This window comes from Achromobacter aloeverae (assembly GCF_004121055.1).
In the GTDB taxonomy this organism is placed as follows: domain Bacteria; phylum Pseudomonadota; class Gammaproteobacteria; order Burkholderiales; family Burkholderiaceae_B; genus Bordetella_C; species Bordetella_C aloeverae.
Window position 1 is genome coordinate 48,382 of the sequence record NZ_PYAL01000010.1, and the last position, 18,469, is coordinate 66,850.

At 64.9% G+C, this 18,469-nt stretch carries 9 protein-coding genes; 1 reads left to right on the plus strand and 8 read right to left on the minus strand.

Annotation, left to right across the window (positions count from 1 at the left end; genetic code table 11):
* Window positions 1-4 precede the first annotated feature (4 nt).
* The 8 genes from C7R54_RS27560 to C7R54_RS27595 all read right to left on the minus strand — a co-directional run bounded on the left by C7R54_RS27560 (window position 5) and on the right by C7R54_RS27595 (window position 17,170).
* Window positions 5-3,223, minus strand: coding sequence for an autotransporter outer membrane beta-barrel domain-containing protein (locus C7R54_RS27560; protein ID WP_129154127.1), 3,219 nt, complete (start codon window positions 3,221-3,223; stop codon window positions 5-7).
* 158 nt (window positions 3,224-3,381) lie between these two features.
* A complete protein-coding gene (locus C7R54_RS27565; protein ID WP_129154128.1) occupies window positions 3,382-4,488 on the minus strand; it encodes a hypothetical protein in 1,107 nt (368 codons plus the stop codon).
* 117 nt (window positions 4,489-4,605) lie between these two features.
* Complete coding sequence (locus tag C7R54_RS27570) at window positions 4,606-7,797, minus strand: autotransporter outer membrane beta-barrel domain-containing protein (protein WP_129154129.1); 3,192 nt, start codon at window positions 7,795-7,797, stop codon at window positions 4,606-4,608.
* A 198-nt stretch (window positions 7,798-7,995) separates the two neighbouring features.
* The gene (locus C7R54_RS27575) at window positions 7,996-11,184 is read right to left on the minus strand and encodes an autotransporter outer membrane beta-barrel domain-containing protein (RefSeq protein WP_158021289.1); all 3,189 of its coding nucleotides are present in this window, start codon (window positions 11,182-11,184) and stop codon (window positions 7,996-7,998) included.
* A 137-nt stretch (window positions 11,185-11,321) separates the two neighbouring features.
* Complete coding sequence (locus C7R54_RS27580; RefSeq protein WP_129154131.1) at window positions 11,322-12,155, minus strand: hypothetical protein; 834 nt, start codon at window positions 12,153-12,155, stop codon at window positions 11,322-11,324.
* Window positions 12,156-12,282: 127 nt separating this feature from the next.
* On the minus strand, window positions 12,283-13,863 hold the full coding sequence (locus C7R54_RS27585) for a hypothetical protein (protein ID WP_129154132.1): 1,581 nt from the start codon (window positions 13,861-13,863) through the stop codon (window positions 12,283-12,285).
* Between the two features lie 277 nt (window positions 13,864-14,140).
* Window positions 14,141-15,334 carry an acyl-CoA dehydrogenase gene (locus C7R54_RS27590; protein WP_129154133.1) on the minus strand — a complete coding sequence of 398 codons (1,194 nt, stop codon included), beginning with the start codon at window positions 15,332-15,334 and terminating at the stop codon, window positions 14,141-14,143.
* A gap of 150 nt (window positions 15,335-15,484) precedes the next feature.
* Window positions 15,485-17,170 carry a thiamine pyrophosphate-binding protein gene (locus tag C7R54_RS27595; protein ID WP_129154134.1) on the minus strand — a complete coding sequence of 562 codons (1,686 nt, stop codon included), beginning with the start codon at window positions 17,168-17,170 and terminating at the stop codon, window positions 15,485-15,487.
* 258 nt (window positions 17,171-17,428) lie between these two features.
* Here C7R54_RS27595 and C7R54_RS27600 point away from each other — a divergent pair, with 258 nt between their 5' ends.
* Window positions 17,429-18,331: a LysR substrate-binding domain-containing protein gene (locus tag C7R54_RS27600; protein ID WP_129154135.1), complete on the plus strand. Its 903-nt coding sequence runs from the start codon at window positions 17,429-17,431 to the stop codon at window positions 18,329-18,331.
* Window positions 18,332-18,469 lie beyond the last annotated feature (138 nt).

The window sequence follows — 18,469 nt, forward strand, 5'->3', positions numbered from 1 at the left end:
CTGCTCAGAACACGTACCGCACGCCGAGGTTGATATCGGTGGTGTGCTTGATGGGTCCGCCGCTGGTGTAGTCGACATCGAGGTGGGCCTGGAGGTTTTGCTTGAGCTGCACGGCGACGCCGGTGCCGACCAGGAAGTGGTTGCCGGAGAGATCGTCCTTGATGCGGGTGCCGTTGAGGGTGACGTTGTTGTCGTTGACGAACTCGCGCACGACAGCGGTCTTCAGGTAGGGCTGGACTTCGTAGCCCTTGCCCAGTTCGAAGTGGGTGCCGGCCAGTACGCCGATTTCGCCCTGGGTGGACTTGGTGGCGCCGTTATGGATCCTGAAGCCGCTGTCGAGCTTGTCGTTGGCGCCGCTGGCGATGAAGCCCTCGACTTCGCCATAGGGTTCGACGAAGCGCTTCCTGCCGAGGTCGATGTGCTTGCCGACTTCGAGGGAGGTGCCGTAGCCGGGGGTGTTGTAGTGTCCGCGGGCGGGCACGCCGTTGCTGCCGACCACGCGCAGGTCGCTCTGGAAGGAGTTGGCCTTGATGATGCCGTCGACATACCAGCCGTCGTTGCGCATCCAGGTGGTGTAGCCGCCGAGTCCGTAGCTGTTGGTGCGGCCTGAGGAGCCGCCGTCCACGCCTATGGTGTTGTAGCTGTAGGAGCCGAAGCCGCCGACGTAGAGGTCGCCGGCGGGCAGGGTGAAGCGCTTGTCCGCGCCGAAGGCGCCGCCGTACTGGTTCAGGCTGTAGCCGGGGGCGGCGGCCTGTCCGATCTCGTTGAGGTTGGTGAAGTTGCGCACCCAGACGCCGCTGTCGGTCTTGTTCATGCGCAGGTCGCCCTGGCGTTGGCGCAGGGTGTCCATTTCGCCGTAGAACTCGAAGGGCAGGGCGCTGGCGACGTTCAGCGCCGTCTTGGCCGCGGGCGACAGGTGATGGGCGTCGGGGATCGAATGCGGATCGGTCGGATTTGTCGGATCGGTGGGATTGGTCGGATTTGTTGGATCCGTCGGATTTGTTGGGTCCGTCGGATTGGTGGGATCCGTCGGATTGGTGGGATCTGTCGGGTTGGTGGGATCCGTCGGGTTGGTGTTCGTTTCGTCCCGCACGAGCAGCCAGTTGTCGCCGTCGCGCTTGAGGGTATAGACATAGATGCCGGCGTCGACCTGTTCGCCGGCCACGAGCGCGAACTGGCCGCTGCCGCCGCCGGACTCGACCACGGTGATGTTATTGCGGGGGGCCGCCACGCTTTGGTCCTGGGCGTTGATATGCAGGCGGTTGTCGTTCTCGACCTTGCCATTGACGGCCAGCAGGTCGTTGCCGGCGCCGGGATTGAAGTCCACGCCCATGTTGAAGCGGCCGCCCTTGCCGTCCAGCGTGGGCGTGGCCAGGGTCTTGAAGGGACCCGTGCCGGCGTTGAAATCGACGGTGCCGCCGTTTAGCGACAGGCCGCCGATGACGGTGGCATGGGGATCGCCCAGCAACCAGGTGGCGCCGGTGTTCACGGCCATGGCGTTGGCCGTGACGTTGCCGGTGTAGCGGGCGCCGTTTTGCAGCGTGACGTTCAGCGTGCTGTCCGCGTCGCGGCGCATGTCGCCGGCCTGCACGGTGTTGTCCAGGGTCACCGCGGCCTCTCCCGCATTGCGGACATCGACGAGCAGCTTGTCCTTGCCGGCCAGGGTGGCGCCGTTGGTCAGGGTGACCGCGGCCTTGCCGTTGTCGATCGCGATGGCAGCGCCGCTGGTGTTGGCCAGGGTAGCGCCGGCGCCGCCGAGGCTGGCGGTGACGGAGCCGCTGTCGCTGACGGACAGGCCGCCGGCCACGGTGGCGCGATCGCCCAGGGCCAGTTGCAGGTCGGTGCCGGCGCCGGCGACGTCGATGTTGCCGGCGAGATTGACCTTGGCGTTGCCGCCGCCGACCAGGACATTGGCGAGGGCGCCGTTGTCCATCTTGATGATGTTGCCGTCGCCGCCGCTTAGCGTCGTGCCCTGTCCGATGGTGATGCTGGCGCGCCTGGCGGTGTCGTTGCCTTCCTTGGTGAGATAGATGGCGGCGTTGCCGCGGCCCGTCAACGCCGTGTCGGAAAGCGTCACGGTGGCGCCCACGAGGGCGTTTGGATTGGAGGTGATTTTCAATCCATAGGTGTCGCCGTCGATGGTGCTATGCGTAGCGGATACGTTGGCGTGGCCGGCGATGAGCAGGCCGGTGCCGTTATCCTGTGACGGGCCGCCGGCAACGCCGCGCAGCACGACATCATCCTTGAGCGTAAGGGTGACGGGTTTCTTTCCGTTGGCGTAGATGGCCGCGCCCTGCGGTCCCGTGTAGGTGCCGCCGCTGACGTCGGCGGTAATGCTGCCAAGTTCGCCGGGGTCGGCGGTGCCGCGCTGGGCGATGTATATCGCCGCGTCGCCAGGGCCGGCGTTGACGGTGTTGTTGACGAGGTTCAGCTGGTAGTCGGCGTAGCCCGCGGCCTCGGTGATCCAGAAGGCGGCATCCTTGAGATCGACGAACGTGGTGTTGGACACGTTCAGCGTGACCAGCTTGTTCGCTTGGGGATCTCTCACGGACATGAAAACGCCAAAGACGTCGTCGTGGTTGCCGGAGACGACCGAATTGGTGAGCGTGACCGTGCCGTCCTGCTGATATATGACCGCAAGGTCGGGGCTGCTGCCGGCGGAGATCGGCACCAGGGCATGGTCCAGGCGCACATTGTCCAGGTTGACCGTGCCTGCGGTCTGGACAACGCCGATCCGGGCCTGGTCGGTGCCGGTATTGATGGATGCCAGCGTCGAGCCCTTTCCGAGAAGGACGTAGCCGATGGCCCCGCCGGACTCGATCGCGATGTGTCCATTGCTGCCCTTGAGGCCCGACGTACCGCCGGCGGGGCTATAGTCTCCACCGGCTTCGACAAAGCCGATGACGCTGCCGCCCGCGCCGGCGCTGGTGCCGCTGACGTACAGGCCGGCGCCGAGGTCCAGGATGACATTGCCGAGCTGGCCGCCGTTGCGGATGGTGATATCGGTGGTGTTGCCGCTGGCTTCCCAAGTCTGGCAACCCTGAGACATCGCCTGGGTCTGGCCGCTGATCGGCACCACATGGTCGGCCTTGTCCATCTTGGCGCCGGTGTTCAACGGGGGGTTGCATGTGTCTTGCACGGCGTACGCGGCGCCGCCGAGCAGCAGGGACGACGTTCCCAGCAGGCAGGCGCTGGCCTTGAGGCGGAAGGATTTGATAGGCATAGGGAGGATGACACGCCCCCTGTGCCGGCACGATCGGTCCTTGGAAGACCGGGTCGCGTTTGGTACTGACGGTAGGCTGGGCGCTGGTTTTCAGGTGAAAAACGCGATTCTCATCCGGACTTACCCCAGGGCATATCGGAAAAATCTGGTCCGCTGGTTCAAGCGGAATAGGGCGGTACGACATCCACGATGTCGGCCTGGGTGATTTCATACACGGGGCCGGCGATGTCATACACGCGATTCCAGTTCGCAACGGTATAACCGACCAGGTGCAGCATGGGTTGTATCCTGTCTCCGGCCATGGGAGTCACCGTGCCGGTGAAATTCAGCGCGATGGCCAGGTCGGTACCGAGGTCGTGGTCCGCCACCGTGTGCCGGCCGAGAATATGCTTGGTTGTGCGCGCGCTGTCGTCGGCCGCGCAGGCGTAAAGCACGATGCCGTCTCCAGGAGTGTCGTCCTTGTTCACGGGAACGCGGAAAGGATGGCCGACATCGCCGACCTCCTGGTAGATCTTGTCGTCGATGAGATTGGTGCCGGTAATCTCCTCCACCGCATAGACCGGCGCCAGCAGGCCAGGGATGACGCGGGTGACGACGCTGCCCACGGGCAGGGTGCCTTGGTTCATATAGCCCAGGTAGAGGGCGCAGCTGATCGCGCCCGGTCCGCGCCTTGCGAGTTCGGCTTCCGTGATTGCCGTGGTGGTCATCGAAAACGTCGTTGCGGCGCCGTTCGTTTGCTCCGGCTCGGACCGGCTCGGCAGTATCGTCGGATAGCTGCTCGAGTCCGTGGTCCAGATCAGTGGGATACCCGCCGGCAGGGGGCCGCCGGCGGGGTCCGCCAGCGCTGTCGCCGTGACGACGATGGGTGTGGGATGCTGGGCATCCGTGACTCTCTGGGGAGAGCTGTCGATCCTGGCCTGCGTGACGAATTGGACGTTCAGTTGAAAAGTCCCTCGGCTGGCGCCATTTTCCAGTTGCAGGTAGGGCTCGGTGGCAAGGGAGGCCGGATCGATGGCAATGCGTATCAGGTCGGTGATGTGCCCATCGAAGTTGGACGAGAAGGTACTGGGCGTGATCTTGTACCGGTTGTAGGGCAGCGGCACCATTCCGGCGCTGTCCAGGGGGAGGGTGGCGCTGATGTTGGAGGCATCGCGCCAGGCGACGCCGGCGCCGCCCAGCGCCAGCCGGATGCCGCTGCCGTTGTCCCCGTCGGTGTAGATGATGTTACGAGTGCCGGGCTGTGTACTTACGGTCCAGGTCGCCATGGTGATTCTCGTCGCACGAAAGTGAAATGCCGCGGCCACGGGCGTGCCGCCGGGTCACAGTTTGGAACAGGACCCCTGCCGCTCACAGGCACTCATGCAACAGAATTCGACGCAGGCTCAGAACACGTACCGCACGCCGAGGTTGATGTCGGTGGTGTGCTTGATGGGTCCGCCGCTGGTGTAGTCGACATCGAGGTGGGCCTGGAGGTTTTGCTTGAGCTGCACGGCGACGCCGGTGCCGACCAGGACGTGGTTGCCGGAGAGATCGTCCTTGATGCGGGTGCCGTTGAGGGTGACGTTGTTGTCGTTGACGAACTCGCGCACGACAGCGGTCTTCAGGTAGGGCTGGACTTCGTAGCCCTTGCCCAGTTCGAAGTGGGTGCCGGCCAGTACGCCGATTTCGCCCTGGGTGGACTTGGTGGCGCCGTTATGGATCTTGAAGCCGCTGTCGAGCTTGTCGTTGGCGCCGCTGGCGATGAAGCCCTCGACTTCGCCATAGGGTTCGACGAAGCGCTTCCTGCCGAGGTCGATGTGCTTGCCGACTTCGAGGGAGGTCCCGTAGCCGGGGGTGTTGTAGTGTCCGCGGGCGGGCACGCCGTTGCTGCCGACCACGCGCAGGTCGCTCTGGAAGGAGTTGGCCTTGATGATGCCGTCGACATACCAGCCGTCGTTGCACATCCAGGTGGTGTAGCCGCCGAGTCCGTAGCTGTTGGTGCGGCCTGAGGAGCCGCCGTCCACGCCTATGGTGTTGTAGCTGTAGGAGCCGAAGCCGCCGACGTAGAGGTCGCCGGCGGGCAGGGCGAAGCGTTTGTCCGCGCCGAAGGCGCCGCCGTACTGGTTCAGGCTGTAGCCGGGGGCGGCGGCCTGTCCGATCTCGTTGAGGTTGGTGAAGTTGCGCACCCAGACGCCGCTGTCGGTCTTGTTCATGCGCAGGTCGCCCTGGCGTTGGCGCAGGGTGTCCATTTCGCCGTAGAACTCGAAGGGCAGGGCGCTGGCGACGTTCAGCGCCGTCTTGGCCGCGGGCGACAGGTGATGGGCGTCGGGTATCGGTTGCGGCGGGTCGACCGGATGGGTGGGGTCCGGTTCGGGTTCCGGTTCCGGACCGGGGTCAGGCCCAGGGTCAGGGCCGGGGTCGGGACCCGGATCGGGTTCCTGCCTCACCAGCACCCAGTTGTCGCCGTCGCGCTGCAGGGTATAGACATAGATGCCGGCGTCGACCTGTTCGCCAGCCACGAGCGCGAACTGGCCGCTGCCGCCGCCGGACTCGACCACGGTGATGTTATTGCGGGGGGCCGCCACGCTTTGGTCCTGGGCATTGATATGCAGGCGGTTGCCGTTCTCGACCTTGCCATTGACGACCAGCAGGTCGTTGCCGGCGCCGGGGTTGAAGTCCACGCCCATGTTGAAGCGGCCGCCCTTGCCGTCCAGCGTGGGCGTGGCCAGGGTCTTGAAGGGACCGGTGTTGAAGGGACCCGTGCCGGCGTTGAAGTCGACGATACCGCCGTTTAGCGACAGGCCGCCGATGACGGTGGCATGGGGATCGCCCAGCAACCAGGTGGCGCCGGTGTTCACGGCCATGGCGTTGGCCGTGACGTTGCCGGTGTAGCGGGCGCCGTTTTGCAGCGTGACGTTCAGCGTGCTGTCCGCGTCGCGGCGCATGTCGCCGGCCTGCACGGTGTTGTCCAGGATCACCGCGGCCTCTCCCGCATGGCGGACATCGACGAGCAGCCTGTCCTTGCCGGCCAGCGTCGCGCCGTTGTCCAGGGTGACCGCGGCCTTGCCGTTGTCGACCGCGATGGCCGCGCCGTTGGCGTTGGCCAGGGTGGCGCCGCCGCCGCCGAAGGTGGCGGTGACGGAGCCGTTGTCGCTGACGGACAGGCCGCCGGCCACGGTGGCGCGATCCCCAACGGCCAGTTGCAGGTCGGTGCCGGCGCCGGCGACGTCGATATTGCCGGCGAGGTCGACCTTGGCATTGCCGCCGCCGATCGTGACATCGGCGAGGGCGCCGTTGTCCATCTTGATGATGTTGCCATCTCCGCCGCTTAGCGTCGTGCCCTGTCCGATGGTGATGTTGGCGCGCCTGGCGGTGTCGTTGGCATTCTTGGTGAGATAGATGGCGGCGTTGCCCCGGCCCGTCAATGTCGTGTCGGAAAGCGTCACGGTGGCGCCCACGAGGGCGTTTGGATTGGAGGTGATTTTCAACCCATAGGTGTCGCCGTCGATGGTGCTATGCGTAGCGGATACGTTGGCGTGGCCGGCGATGAGCAGGCCGGTGCCGTTATCCTGTGACGGGCCGCCGGCAACGCCGCGCAGCACGACATTGTCCCTGAGCGTGAGGGTGACGGGTTTCTTCCCGTTGGCGTAGATGGCCGCGCCCTGCGGTCCCGTGTAGGCGCCGCCGCTGATGTCGGCGGTAATGCTGCCAAGTTGCCCGGGGTTGGCGGTGCCGGCCTGGTAGATGTGTATCGCCGCGTCGCCGGGGCCGGCGTTGACGGTGTTGTTGACGAGGTTCAGCTGGTAATCGACATAGCCCCCGGCCTCGAAGATCCAGAAGGCGGAGTCGTTGAGATCGACGAACGTGGTGTTGGACACGTTCGTCGTGAGCAGCTTGTTCGTCTGAGGCATGCTCGCGGAGATTCCCATGCCAAAGACGTCGCCGTGGTTGCCAGAGACGACCGAATTGGCGAGCGTGACCGTGCCGCCCTGTTGGAATATGACGCCATAGTCGCGGGTCTTGGTGTCGGCATAGGTCGGCACCAGGGCATAGTCCAGGCGCACATTGTCCAGGTTGACCGTGCCTTCGGTCTGGACAACGCCTATCCGGGCCGGGTCGGTGCCGGTATTGAGGGATCTCAGCGTCGAGTCGGGCCCCAGGAGCACGTAGCCGATGGCCCCGCCGGACTCGATCGAGATTTGTCCCTTGCCGCCCTTGCGACCCGAGGGGCCGGCGACGGGGCTATAGTCTCCACCGGCCTCGACAAAGCCGATGACGCTACCGCCCGCGCCGGCGCTGGTGCCGCTGACGTACAGGCCGGCGCCGAGGTCCAGGATGACGTTGCCGAGCTGGCCGCCGTTGCGGATGGTGATGTCGGTGTTATTGCCATCGGCTTCCCAAGTCTGGCAACCCTGAGGCCTCGTCTGGGTCTGGCCGCCGAGAGGCACCACACGGTCGGCCTTGTCCATCTTGGCGCCGGTGTTCAACTGGGGACTGCATGTGTCCTGCACGGCGTGCGCGGCGCCGCCGAGCAGCAGGGACGACGTTCCCAGCAGGCAGGCGCTGGCCTTCAGGCGGAAAGATTTGATAGGCATAGGGAGGATGACACGACTCCCTGTGCCGGCACGACCGGTCCTGGGATGGCCGGATCGTGCCTGGGTGCTTCAGTGGGGAGAGCGGTTCAAGAGGCGTAAAGGCCGGATTTTCATCGCTGCCCGCGTGCGTTCATATTGGAAAAATCTGATCGATGGCCGCGCCGATGCGACTCCCCGGCAGTCGCGCGGCCGATACGGTCAGAAGGCGTAGCGCACGCCCAGATTCACGTTCACGGAATTGTTGACCGGGCCGCCTGTCGTATAGTCGACATCGAGATGCACTTGCAGGTTCTGCTTGATCTGCGTGGCCACGCCCGCGCCGACCAGCATGCGATTACCCGAGAGATCGTCGACGATGCGCGTGCCATTCAAGGTTACGCTGTTGTCGTTGATGAACTCGCGGATGAAAGCGCCCTTGACGTACGGCTGTACCACGTATCCCTTGCCGACCTCGATATTCGTCCCCGCCAGCATGCCTACCTGCGCCTGGACGGATTTGGTGTTGCCGGTGCGGATCTTGAAACCGCTGTCCAGGTCCTTGCTCGCGCTGCGGGCCTGGAAACCGGCCACCTGGGCATAGGGTTCGATGAAACCCTTGTTGCCGATGTCGATGTGCTTGCCCACTTCGACCGATGCGCCGATGCCGGGCGTGCTGTACTTGCCGCGGGCCGGCTGGCCGTTGCTGCCGATCACGCGGGCTTCGTTGTCGAAATTGTTGGCCTTGAGCACGCTGTCCACATACCAGCCGTCGGGGCGCACCCAGGTGGCATAGCCGCCGAGGCCGTAGCTGTTGACCCGCCCGCTGGAGCCGCCGTCTATGCCCAGGGTGTTGTAGCTGTAGCTGCCGAAGCCGCCGACATAGAGGTCGCCGGACGATAGCAGCAAGCGCTTGTCGGCCCCGATGGCGCCGCCATACTGGTCCAGCCCGTAGCCCGGCGCGGCGGACTGGTTGATCTGGGTGCGGTTGTAGAAGCTGCGCGCCCAGGCGCCGCTGTCGGCCTTGTTCATGCGCAGGTCGCCCTGGCGCTGGCGCAGCAGGCCCATTTCTCCGTAGAACACGTAGGGCAAGGCGCTGGAAAGGTTGAGCGCTGTCTTGGCCGCCGGCGACATGTCATCGGGCCCGGGCGGCTTGGTCGGGCCGCCGTTATCGGGGTTCGTGGGGTGGGTCGGGTCCGTGGGGTTGGTGGGGTCGGTGGGATTGGTCGGATCCGTGGGATTGGTCGGGTCCGTAGGGTTGGTCGGCGACGTGCCATCGCGCACCAGCTGCCAATCGTTGCCTGTCTTCTGCAAGGAATAGACGTAGATACCCGCATCGACCTTGCCGCCGGCCGCCAGCGCGAACTGGCCCTTGCCGCCGCCGGTCTGGACCACGGGGATGTTGTTGCGCGGGTCGTGGATGCCTTGGTCGCCGTTGTTCACGGACAGTTGATGGGCGCCGTTGGCCTGGGCCTTGACCGCCAGGAGGTCGTTGGCGCCGCCGGGATTGAAGTCGACGCCCATGTTGAACGTGCCGCCGGTGCCGGCAAGCGTGTTCACGGTAAGCGTCTTGTACGGGCCGGTCCCGGCGTTGAAATCGACCAGGCCGCCATTCATGGACAGGGTGCCGGCCGAAGAGGGGAAGGTATTGCCCAGGACCCAGGTTGCGTTGTTCACCGTCATGGCGCTGGCCGTCGCGCTGCCGGTGTAGCGGGCGCCGTTTTGCAGCGTTACGTTCAGCGTGCTGTCCGCATCACGGCGCATGTCGCCGGCCTGCACGGTGTTGTCCAGGGTGACAGCGGCCTCTCCCGCATTGCTGACATCGACGAGCAGCCTGTCCTTGCCGGCCAGGGTGGCGCCGTTGGCCAGGGTGACCGCGGCCTTGCCGTTGTCGACCGCGATGGCCGCGCCGTTGCCGTTGGCCAGGGTGGCGCCGGCGCCGCCGAAGGTGGCGGTGACGGAGCCGCTGTCGTTGACGGACAGGCCGCCGGCCACGGTGGCGTGATCCCCAACGGCCAGTTGCAGGTCGGTCCCGGCGCCGGCGACGTCGATATTGCCGGCGAGGTCGACCTTGGCGTTGCCGCCGCCGATCGTGACATCGGCGAGGGCGCCGTTGTCCATCTTGATGATGTTGCCATCGCCGCCGCTTAGCGTCGTGCCCTGTCCGATGGTGATGCTGGCGCGCCTGGCGGTGTCGTTGGCATTCTTGGTGAGATAGATGGCGGCGTTGCCCCGGCCCGTCAATGCCGTGTCGGAAAGCGTCACGGTGGCGCCCACGAGGGCGTTTCGATCGGAGGTGATTTTCAACCCATAGGTGTCGCCGTCGATGGTGCTATGCGTAGCGACCACATTGCCGTGGCCGGCGATGAGCAGGCCGGTGCCGTTATCCTGTGACGGGCCGCCGGCAACGCCGCGCAGCACGACATTGTCCCTGAGCGTGAGGGTGACGGGTTTCTTTCCGTTGGCGTAGATGGCCGCGCCCTGCGGTCCCGTGTAGGCGCCGCCGCTGATGTCGGCGGTAATGCTGCCAAGTTGCCCGGGGTTGGCGGTGCCGGCCTGGTAGATGTGTATCGCCGCGTCGCCGGGGCCGGCGTTGACGGTGTTGTTGACGAGGTTCAGCTGGTAATCGACGTAGCCCGCGGCCTCGAAGATCCAGAAGGCGGAGTCGTTGAGATCGACGAACGTGGTGTTGGACACGTTCGTCGTGAGCAGCTTGCTCGTCTGGGGCGTGCTCGCGGAGATTCCCATGCCAAAGACGTCGCCGTGGTTGCCGGAGACGACCGAATTGGCGAGCGTGACCGTGCCGCCCTGTTGGAATATGACGCCATAGTCGGGGGGGCTGCCGGCATAGGTCGGCACCAGGGCATAGTCCAGGCGCACATTGTCCAGGTTGACCGTGCCTTCGGTCTGGACAACGCCGATCCGGGCCGGGTCGGTGCCGGTATTGAGGGATCTCAGCGTCGAGTCCGGCCCCAGGAGTACGTAGCCGATGGCCCCGCCGGACTCGATCGTGATGAATCCCTGGCTGCCCTTGCGGCCCGAGGGGCCGGCGACGGGACTATAGTCTCCGCCGGCCTCGACAAAGCCGATCACGCTGCCGCCCGCGCCGGCGCTGGTGCCGCTGACGTGCAGGCCGGCGCCGAGGTTCAGGATGACGTTGCCGAGCTGGCCGCCGTTGCTGATGGTGACGGCGGTGTTATTGCCATCGGCTTCCCAGGTCTGGCAACCCTGGGGCCTCGTCTGGGTCTGGCCGCCGAGCGGCACCACATGGTCAGCGGTGTCCATCTTGGCGCCGGTGTTCAACTTGGTGGGGCAGGTGTCTTGCACCGCATGGGCCGCGGCCCAAGGCAGGAGTGACGATAGGCCCACCAGGTACGCGCTGGTCTTCAGGCGAAACGGTTTCGTGGCCATGTTTGATGTTCCCGTCGTACCAAGGTTAGGAGTACGAGCAGTCTGCCCCATGCGCAAATCAGGGCATAGGCAACTTTCGGTAACACAAGTTTGGCGATTCGGCGATTTACCAGCGCGGCGTTTTACCCGTGTGGCGTTTAGCGAGGTGGCAATTTAGCGTCCGGCGCCGGCCGACCCGGCGCGTCTCCGCCGCTGTACGGCGGGACGACATCCACCATGAAGCTCAGGTTTCTGTAGGACTCCGTATCCAGGTAGGCCGCGCTTTGATCGACGGGCATGCTGCGCACGATGTAATAGACGCTGGCGATGTTCTCGTCGACGTTCCAGAATGCGCCGCCCGGGACGGATACCGTAACTTTGCCCGCTTGCGCCTGGCTGGGGGTGATGGGAACGGGAATGTCCTGTATGTCGTAGAAGGTGGGAACCTTGCCTCGGTAGTTGGATGTCGTTCTGCGCAGCTCGAACTTGAGTGTCACGACATCGCTGGACTTCATGTCGTCATAGGCGATCAGGACGGACAGCGGGAGGCGGCTGTCATATTTTTCCTTGTTGTATTGCAGCGGCGCGACGACGGGCGCGGCCAGTTTCGTCAACGTGGGATTGCTGGGAGCGGGGTAGGCGTTGCGCTGCACGACATAGGTCTGGTACTCGGATATCCTGGGGTTGCGCGTGTTGACATCGTAGATCACGAAATACAGGTTGCACTTCCCCGTGTAGTCAAAGAAATCATGGACATCGACCGTGAATACCTGCCATGCGCTTTGGGCGGATGCGGGCAGTGGGCTCAGGTAGATCAGCGTGCCGTTGGCCCACAGGCAGACTTGATCCCCGGCGACCGAATCCACGTACCGAGGCCAGTAAAAGGGGAGCTGGTTATTGCAAGCGGCGATGAATTGATCGTCGATCAAGCCATCGAAACCCTGCATGGCAATTTCCGGGGCGGGTATGGGCGGCGTGCTGTCCAGTTCCATGAAACAGTCCTCGAGTAATGAAACAGCGGGCACAACGCTGGTTGTGCCCGATCCCTGCTGTCGACCTGCCGGAATCGCTGCGTCGGCTTGCGCGCAAGGCCGATTCCGGTGCTTGGCCCCACGACGGCTACTTCTTGAGCGCCTTGAGCTTGTCCATCAACCCTTCACGCGCCTTCTGGATTTCCGGCGCAAGCTGCTGCCCCGAGTAGGGCGCCACCGTGTCTACCGTCCAGGGGCGCACGGGAGAGCTCCAGTTTTTCATCCCGCCGACGGGCTGGTACTTGAAATACATGCCCCCGTTGGAGCCGTCGATCCCGGCGAGGTCCGCGGCCGTCCAGGTGGTGCGTGGCGGCAGGGAGGTCTTATCAGGGAATGTGAACACCGCCACGTGCTTGTCTATGTCGTCCTGCGTGATGACATAGGCTGGCAAGGTCTTGTCGTTCACCCAGTTATAGTTGGCATTGGTATACCCGACGACGTGGAACGCGGGCTGTATGGAGTCACCCACCTGTGGAGAGGTCGAGCCGTTGAAATTGACGGAGAATGTGACGTCGTCCTGGGCGTTTTCATTGTCCAGGGAATAAGGGTTGGGCGACACGTCCGGCATGGTCAGGCCCTTGTCGATAGGACCATAGGGATCGGGGTTGTCCAGCATCACCGTGACGAGCGTAGACAGCGAATCGCCGAGATTCGTGCCCCCAATGCCGCCTTTCTTATATGCATAGGCCAGGTTGTAGTTGCCGTTGCTATTGAACGGGGGGGTGTCCACCGGGAAGTACATGGAGATCTCGTGCCCGGCCTCCGCGGCTGACACGACATGGGCTTGCAGGGGATATTTGACCGTGCGCCCGGGATCGTTCTGGTCATAGGCATAAAGGAGAATTTCATCGTTCATCTGGGTGACGTTGCTGACGATAGGGATAATGACCGGATATCCCGTTTGCGCGCAGGCATCGTGCAGCTCCTGGGTCACGACCGTACCAAAGAGCGAGGCTAGTTCCCATACGGGCGCGTCGAGTGGCGGCTGGACAGTCGCGGCTACGCTGCTGCCCGCATACATGCCGAGCGTGGGGTCGCCTATCTTCAACGCCATCTGGATCGCACCGGCGCCATTTTTCTTGAGTTGAGCGGTTGTGACGCTGTTCGACACCCAGTTATAGCTTGTACTGCCGGCTTTCGTTGCGATATCCGCGGATTTTGCCGTGAAGATGCTCGGATAGTCGGTTGTGGCGGGCGTTATCGTCGGCGTCCAGGTGAGCGTGATTCCCGGGGGGATGGGCTTGTTATCGACAGTCGAGAACGGGCGGGCGATCATCGTGATGTTGCCCGGGCCGCGCAAGGCGTTGGGGGTCGGCGTTATCGTGACCGGGTTCAGCAGGTATGGCTCAAGCTCCAGTGTGCCATCGTCAACTGTGTCAGCAATTTTGAGAAATAGCTTACCGACTATCGGCTGCAGCACGGTAATGGTCAGGGGTACGCTGATATCGCCTGAGTTAGTCGACTGTCCCGTGGTGGGGGAAACGGTGGCGACTTGGGGATCGATGGCGGTCGCGCCCGTGCTATCCGATGTCAAGCTGAAGGTCAGCTGGTTATTGCCTTTTGCGCTTTGGGTACCGGTAATATGCGGCACGATCTGGGTGCCATTCACGCTATCGCTGAAGATGTGTGCGTCGCCCTGGGCGAAGGTGACGGTCCAAGTATTGGCCATGATGTACTCCGTGGTAAGGCCCTGGCGACACGATGGCGCCAAGGCGAGTAAGGGTTCAGGCAGTCTGCATGAACCACGGAACCCCCGACAGGCAATATCCTGCAACCGGACCTTACGGCAATGGGTCCGGCGCCTGACACCAGTGAGGACTTCCCCACGCCGCTCAAGAAAAACACCCCAAAGGTCGGATCGTGTCCAACCTTTGGGGTGTTGTTCGAATGTCTAGGATTTTTCTGGCGGGCACGCATGCGCGCCCGCCATGCCGGCGATCGGAGGCTCAGGAGAAGGCCTGGATCCCCGTTTGCGCCCGGCCCAGGATCAGGGCATGGACATCGTGCGTGCCTTCATAGGTGTTGACCACTTCCAGGTTCACCAGGTGGCGCGCGATGCCGAACTCGTCGGAGATGCCGTTGCCGCCCAGCATGTCGCGCGCCATGCGCGCGATGTCCAGCGACTTGCCGCAGGAGTTGCGCTTCATGATGGAGGTAATCTCCACCGCGGCCGTGCCTTCGTCCTTCATGCGGCCCAGGCGCAGGCAGCCTTGCAGGCCCAGCGTAATTTCGGTCTGCATGTCGGCTAGCTTTTTCTGGATCAACTGGTTGGCGGCCAGCGGACGGCCGAACTGCTTGCGGTCCAGCGTGTACTGGCGCGCGGTGTGCCAGCAGAATTCGGCCGCGCCCAGGGCGCCCCAGGCGATGCCGTAGCGGGCAGAGTTCAGGCAGGTGAAGGGGCCCTTCAGGCCGCTGACCTTGGGCAGCATCTGCTCTTCGCCGATTTCGACTTCGTCCATGACGATTTCGCCGGTGATCGACGCGCGCAGGCCCACCTTGCCGTGGATGGCGGGGGCCGACAGGCCCTTCATGCCCTTTTCCAGGATGAAGCCGCGGATCTTGCCGTCGTGCTCGCCGCCGACCGCCTTGGCCCACACGACGAAGACGTCGGCGATGGGCGAGTTGGTGATCCACATCTTGTTGCCCGTCAGCTTGTAGCCGTTGGCGGTCTTGACCGCGCGCGTATCCATGCCGCCGGGGTCGGAGCCATGGTTGGGCTCGGTCAGGCCGAAGCAGCCTATCCATTCGCCGCTGGCCAGCTTGGGCAGGTACTTCTGCTTTTGCGCGTCGCTGCCGAATTCGTTGATCGGCACCATCACCAGCGAGGACTGCACGCTCATCATGGAGCGGTAGCCGGAGTCGACGCGCTCCACTTCGCGCGCAATCAGGCCGTAGCTGACGTAGTTCAGGCCGGCGCCGCCGTATTCGGTGGGTATGGTGGGACCCAGCAGGCCCAGTTCGCCCATCTCGCGGAAGATGGCGACATCGGTCTGCTCGTTGCGGAAGGCGTTGAGCACGCGCGTCGCCAGCTTGTCCTGCGAGTACGCGGCGGCGGCGTCGCGCACCATGCGCTCTTCCTCGGTCAGTTGGGAATCGAGCAACAGGGGGTCTTGCCAGTTGAAAGACGGCGTCGAAGACATGGAGTCACCTCGGTAAAAAAGTCGTGTTTTGCGTGTTCTTGGGGTTGTCGTGGCGGGCGCGGCGGCGCGCCGCGCCATGGGGGCGGCAGGCACCACCATGGCGCCGGCGGGACGCTCGCTCGCGTGCCTGAGCGCGCGGCCCGCCGTTTCTTACTTCCGGGCCTGGAGCGCGGCGTCGCGGATTTTTTCCAGGGTGGTGGCGGGCGTGATGACCTCGGGGTCGATCAGGCAGTGCAGGATGGCGGGACGGCCGCTGGCCACCGCGCGCTCGAAGGCCGGACCGAATTCCTCGCTGGTTTCGACCCGTTCGCCATGGCCGCCGAAGGCGCGCGCATACGCGGCGAAGTCGGGGTTGTTCAACTCGGTGGCGGAGACGCGGCCGGGGTAGTGTTTCTCCTGGTGCATGCGGATGGTGCCGTACATGCCGTTGTCGATCACCAGCACGATGATGGGCAGGGCGTACTGTACGGCGGTGGCGAACTCCTGGCCATGCATCAGGAAGCAGCCGTCGCCGGCGAAGCAGACCACCGTGCGGTTGGGATGCACGCGCTTGGCGCCCACCGCGCCGGGCAGGCCATAGCCCATCGAGCCGGACGTGGGCGCCAGCTGCGTGCCGTATTGCTGGAAGCGGTGGAAGCGGTGCAGCCAGGTGGCGTAGTTGCCGGCGCCATTGGTCATGATGGCGTCGGCCGGCAGGTGTTCCTCCAGGTATTGCATGACCTGGCCCATCTGCAGCGCGCCGGCGGTCTTGATGGCCGACGGATCGCTCCACTTCAGGTAGGAGGCGTGCATGGCTTCCGTGTCGACCGCCCACGGCGTGCGCGACGGCGCCTTCAGGTCCTTCAGCGTGCGCGCGAAGGCGATGGGCGAGGTGTTGACCGCCAGGTTGGCGCGGTAGACGCGGTTCAGCTCGCCGCTGTCCGGATGCACGTGCACCAGCTTCTGCCGGGGCACGGGAATGTCGAACAAGGTGTAGGACTGGCTGGGCATTTCCGACATGCGGCCGCCGACCAGCAGCACCAGGTCGGCCTCGGCCACGCGCTTGAGCAGGGCGGGATTCAGGCCGATGCCGACGTCGCCGGCGAAGCAGGGGTGGTTCGCGGGGAACAGCATCTGGCGGCGGAAGGACACGGCGACCGGCAGCTGGAAGCGCTCGGCGAAGGCGGCGAACTCTCCAACGGCCTTGGCGTCCCAGCGCGTGCCGCCCAGGATGGCGATGGGCGATTCCGCCGACGCCAGCAGGATTTCCAGTTCGGCCAGCTGTGCCGGGGTGGGCGCGCTTTCCACGACTTCGTAGCGGGGCGCGTCGGGGACGGCGGCGGTTTCCACCAGCATGTCTTCCGGCAGCGCGATGACGACCGGACCGGGGCGGCCCGAGGTCGCGACATGGAAGGCGCGCGACACGAGTTCGGGGATGCGTTCGACCTGGTCGATCTCCGTGACCCACTTGGCCTGCGTGCCGAACACGGCGCGGTAGTCCATTTCCTGGAAGGCTTCGCGTTCGCGCATGCCGCGTTCGATCTGGCCGACGAACAGGATCATGGGCGTGGAGTCCTGCATGGCGATGTGCACGCCGGCCATGGCATTGGAGGCGCCCGGGCCGCGCGTGACCATGCAGATGCCCGGTTCGCCGGTGAGCTTGCCATGGGCGTCGGCCATGATGGCCGCGCCGCCTTCCTGGCGGCACACCGTGACGTCGATGTTGGCGTCATGCAGTCCGTCCAGGACGGCGAGGTAGCTTTCCCCCGGGACGCAGAAGACGTGCTTTACGCCATGGGCGACGAGTTGATCGACGAGGATGTGCCCGCCCAGGCGGGGTTGTTGCGAATTCGACATGGCTGCTGTGGGAAGGTCGATACGGAGTCAGGGATATTGGCGAGAATAATGTTCCTGGGCTGCACATGGCAATTGATAAAATTGCACAATCTAGTGCGGCGCGCGCACGAGTTTGTAATGCTGCAATGCAGCGGGAGGCCGTACCCCGTCCGCGCCGGCCACTTGGTCACGCTCACCTAGTCACGCTCACTTCGTCACCAGCCCTTCGCCACGCTCCCTCCGTCGCGCTTCCTCCGCCATGCTCGTCCACTGCCCGCCATGAGATCCGGCATCCCCAACCTGACCGCCCTCCAGGCCTTCGAGGCCACGGCCCGCCTGGGCACCTTCTCCCGGGCCGCCGAGGAATTGTCGCTGACCCACAGCGCCGTCTACCGCCAGGTGGCCAGCCTGGAGCAGCGGCTGGGCGTGCAGCTGTTCACCCGGGTGCGCCGGCGCATCGTGCTGACCGACCACGGCGCCGAGTACGCCGGCCGCATCCGCCAGCACCTGGACCAGATCGAGAAGGACACCTTTGGCCTGGTCAGCCGCACCGGAATGGGCCGCAGCCTGCATATCGCCGTGGTGCCGACCCTTGCCACCACGTGGCTCATTCCGCGCCTGGCGGATTTCGCCCGGCGCCATCCGGACATCACCGTCAGCCTGTCCGTGCGTACCCTGCCCTTCCAGTTCAAGGACCAGCCTTTCGATGGCGCGCTGTATCACAGCGACCATGTGTGGCCCGGTACCCGGGGCGTGCTGCTGTTCCGCGAGAAGGAACTGGTGCCGGTCTGCGCGCCCACGATGGCGGACGCGCGCCGGGAAGGGGAAGGGCCGCTGGGCGTCATGCCCCATTTGCACCTGTCCTCGCGCCCGGATGCCTGGCGCGACTGGTACGGACAGAATCGCCATGATTTCGCTCCGCATGCCGCCGGCGGTCCGCGCTATGAGCTGTTCACCATGGTGCTGGCCGCGGCCGAGGCCGGGCTGGGGGTGGGACTGGTCCCGCGCTTCCTGGCGCAGGACGCGCTGGATGCCGGCCGCGTCGCGCAGGCCTGTCCGGGCGTATTGCGGGTGCCGCACGGCTATTACTTCAGCTATCCCGAATCGGGCAGCCGGGGGGAAACCCTGAAAATATTCCAGGGCTGGCTGCAAACCGTCGCGGGCGGCGATACGCACGCTTGAGCGGCGCGATCGGTGCGTCCGAGGCGATGGGCGCGACCGGCACGAGTGGCGCGATCGCTGCGGTCGCTGCGGTCGCTGCGGTCGCTGCGGTCGGTGCGACCGGCGCCGCGTCCACTCCGCGGGGTTTTCCCGATGGTG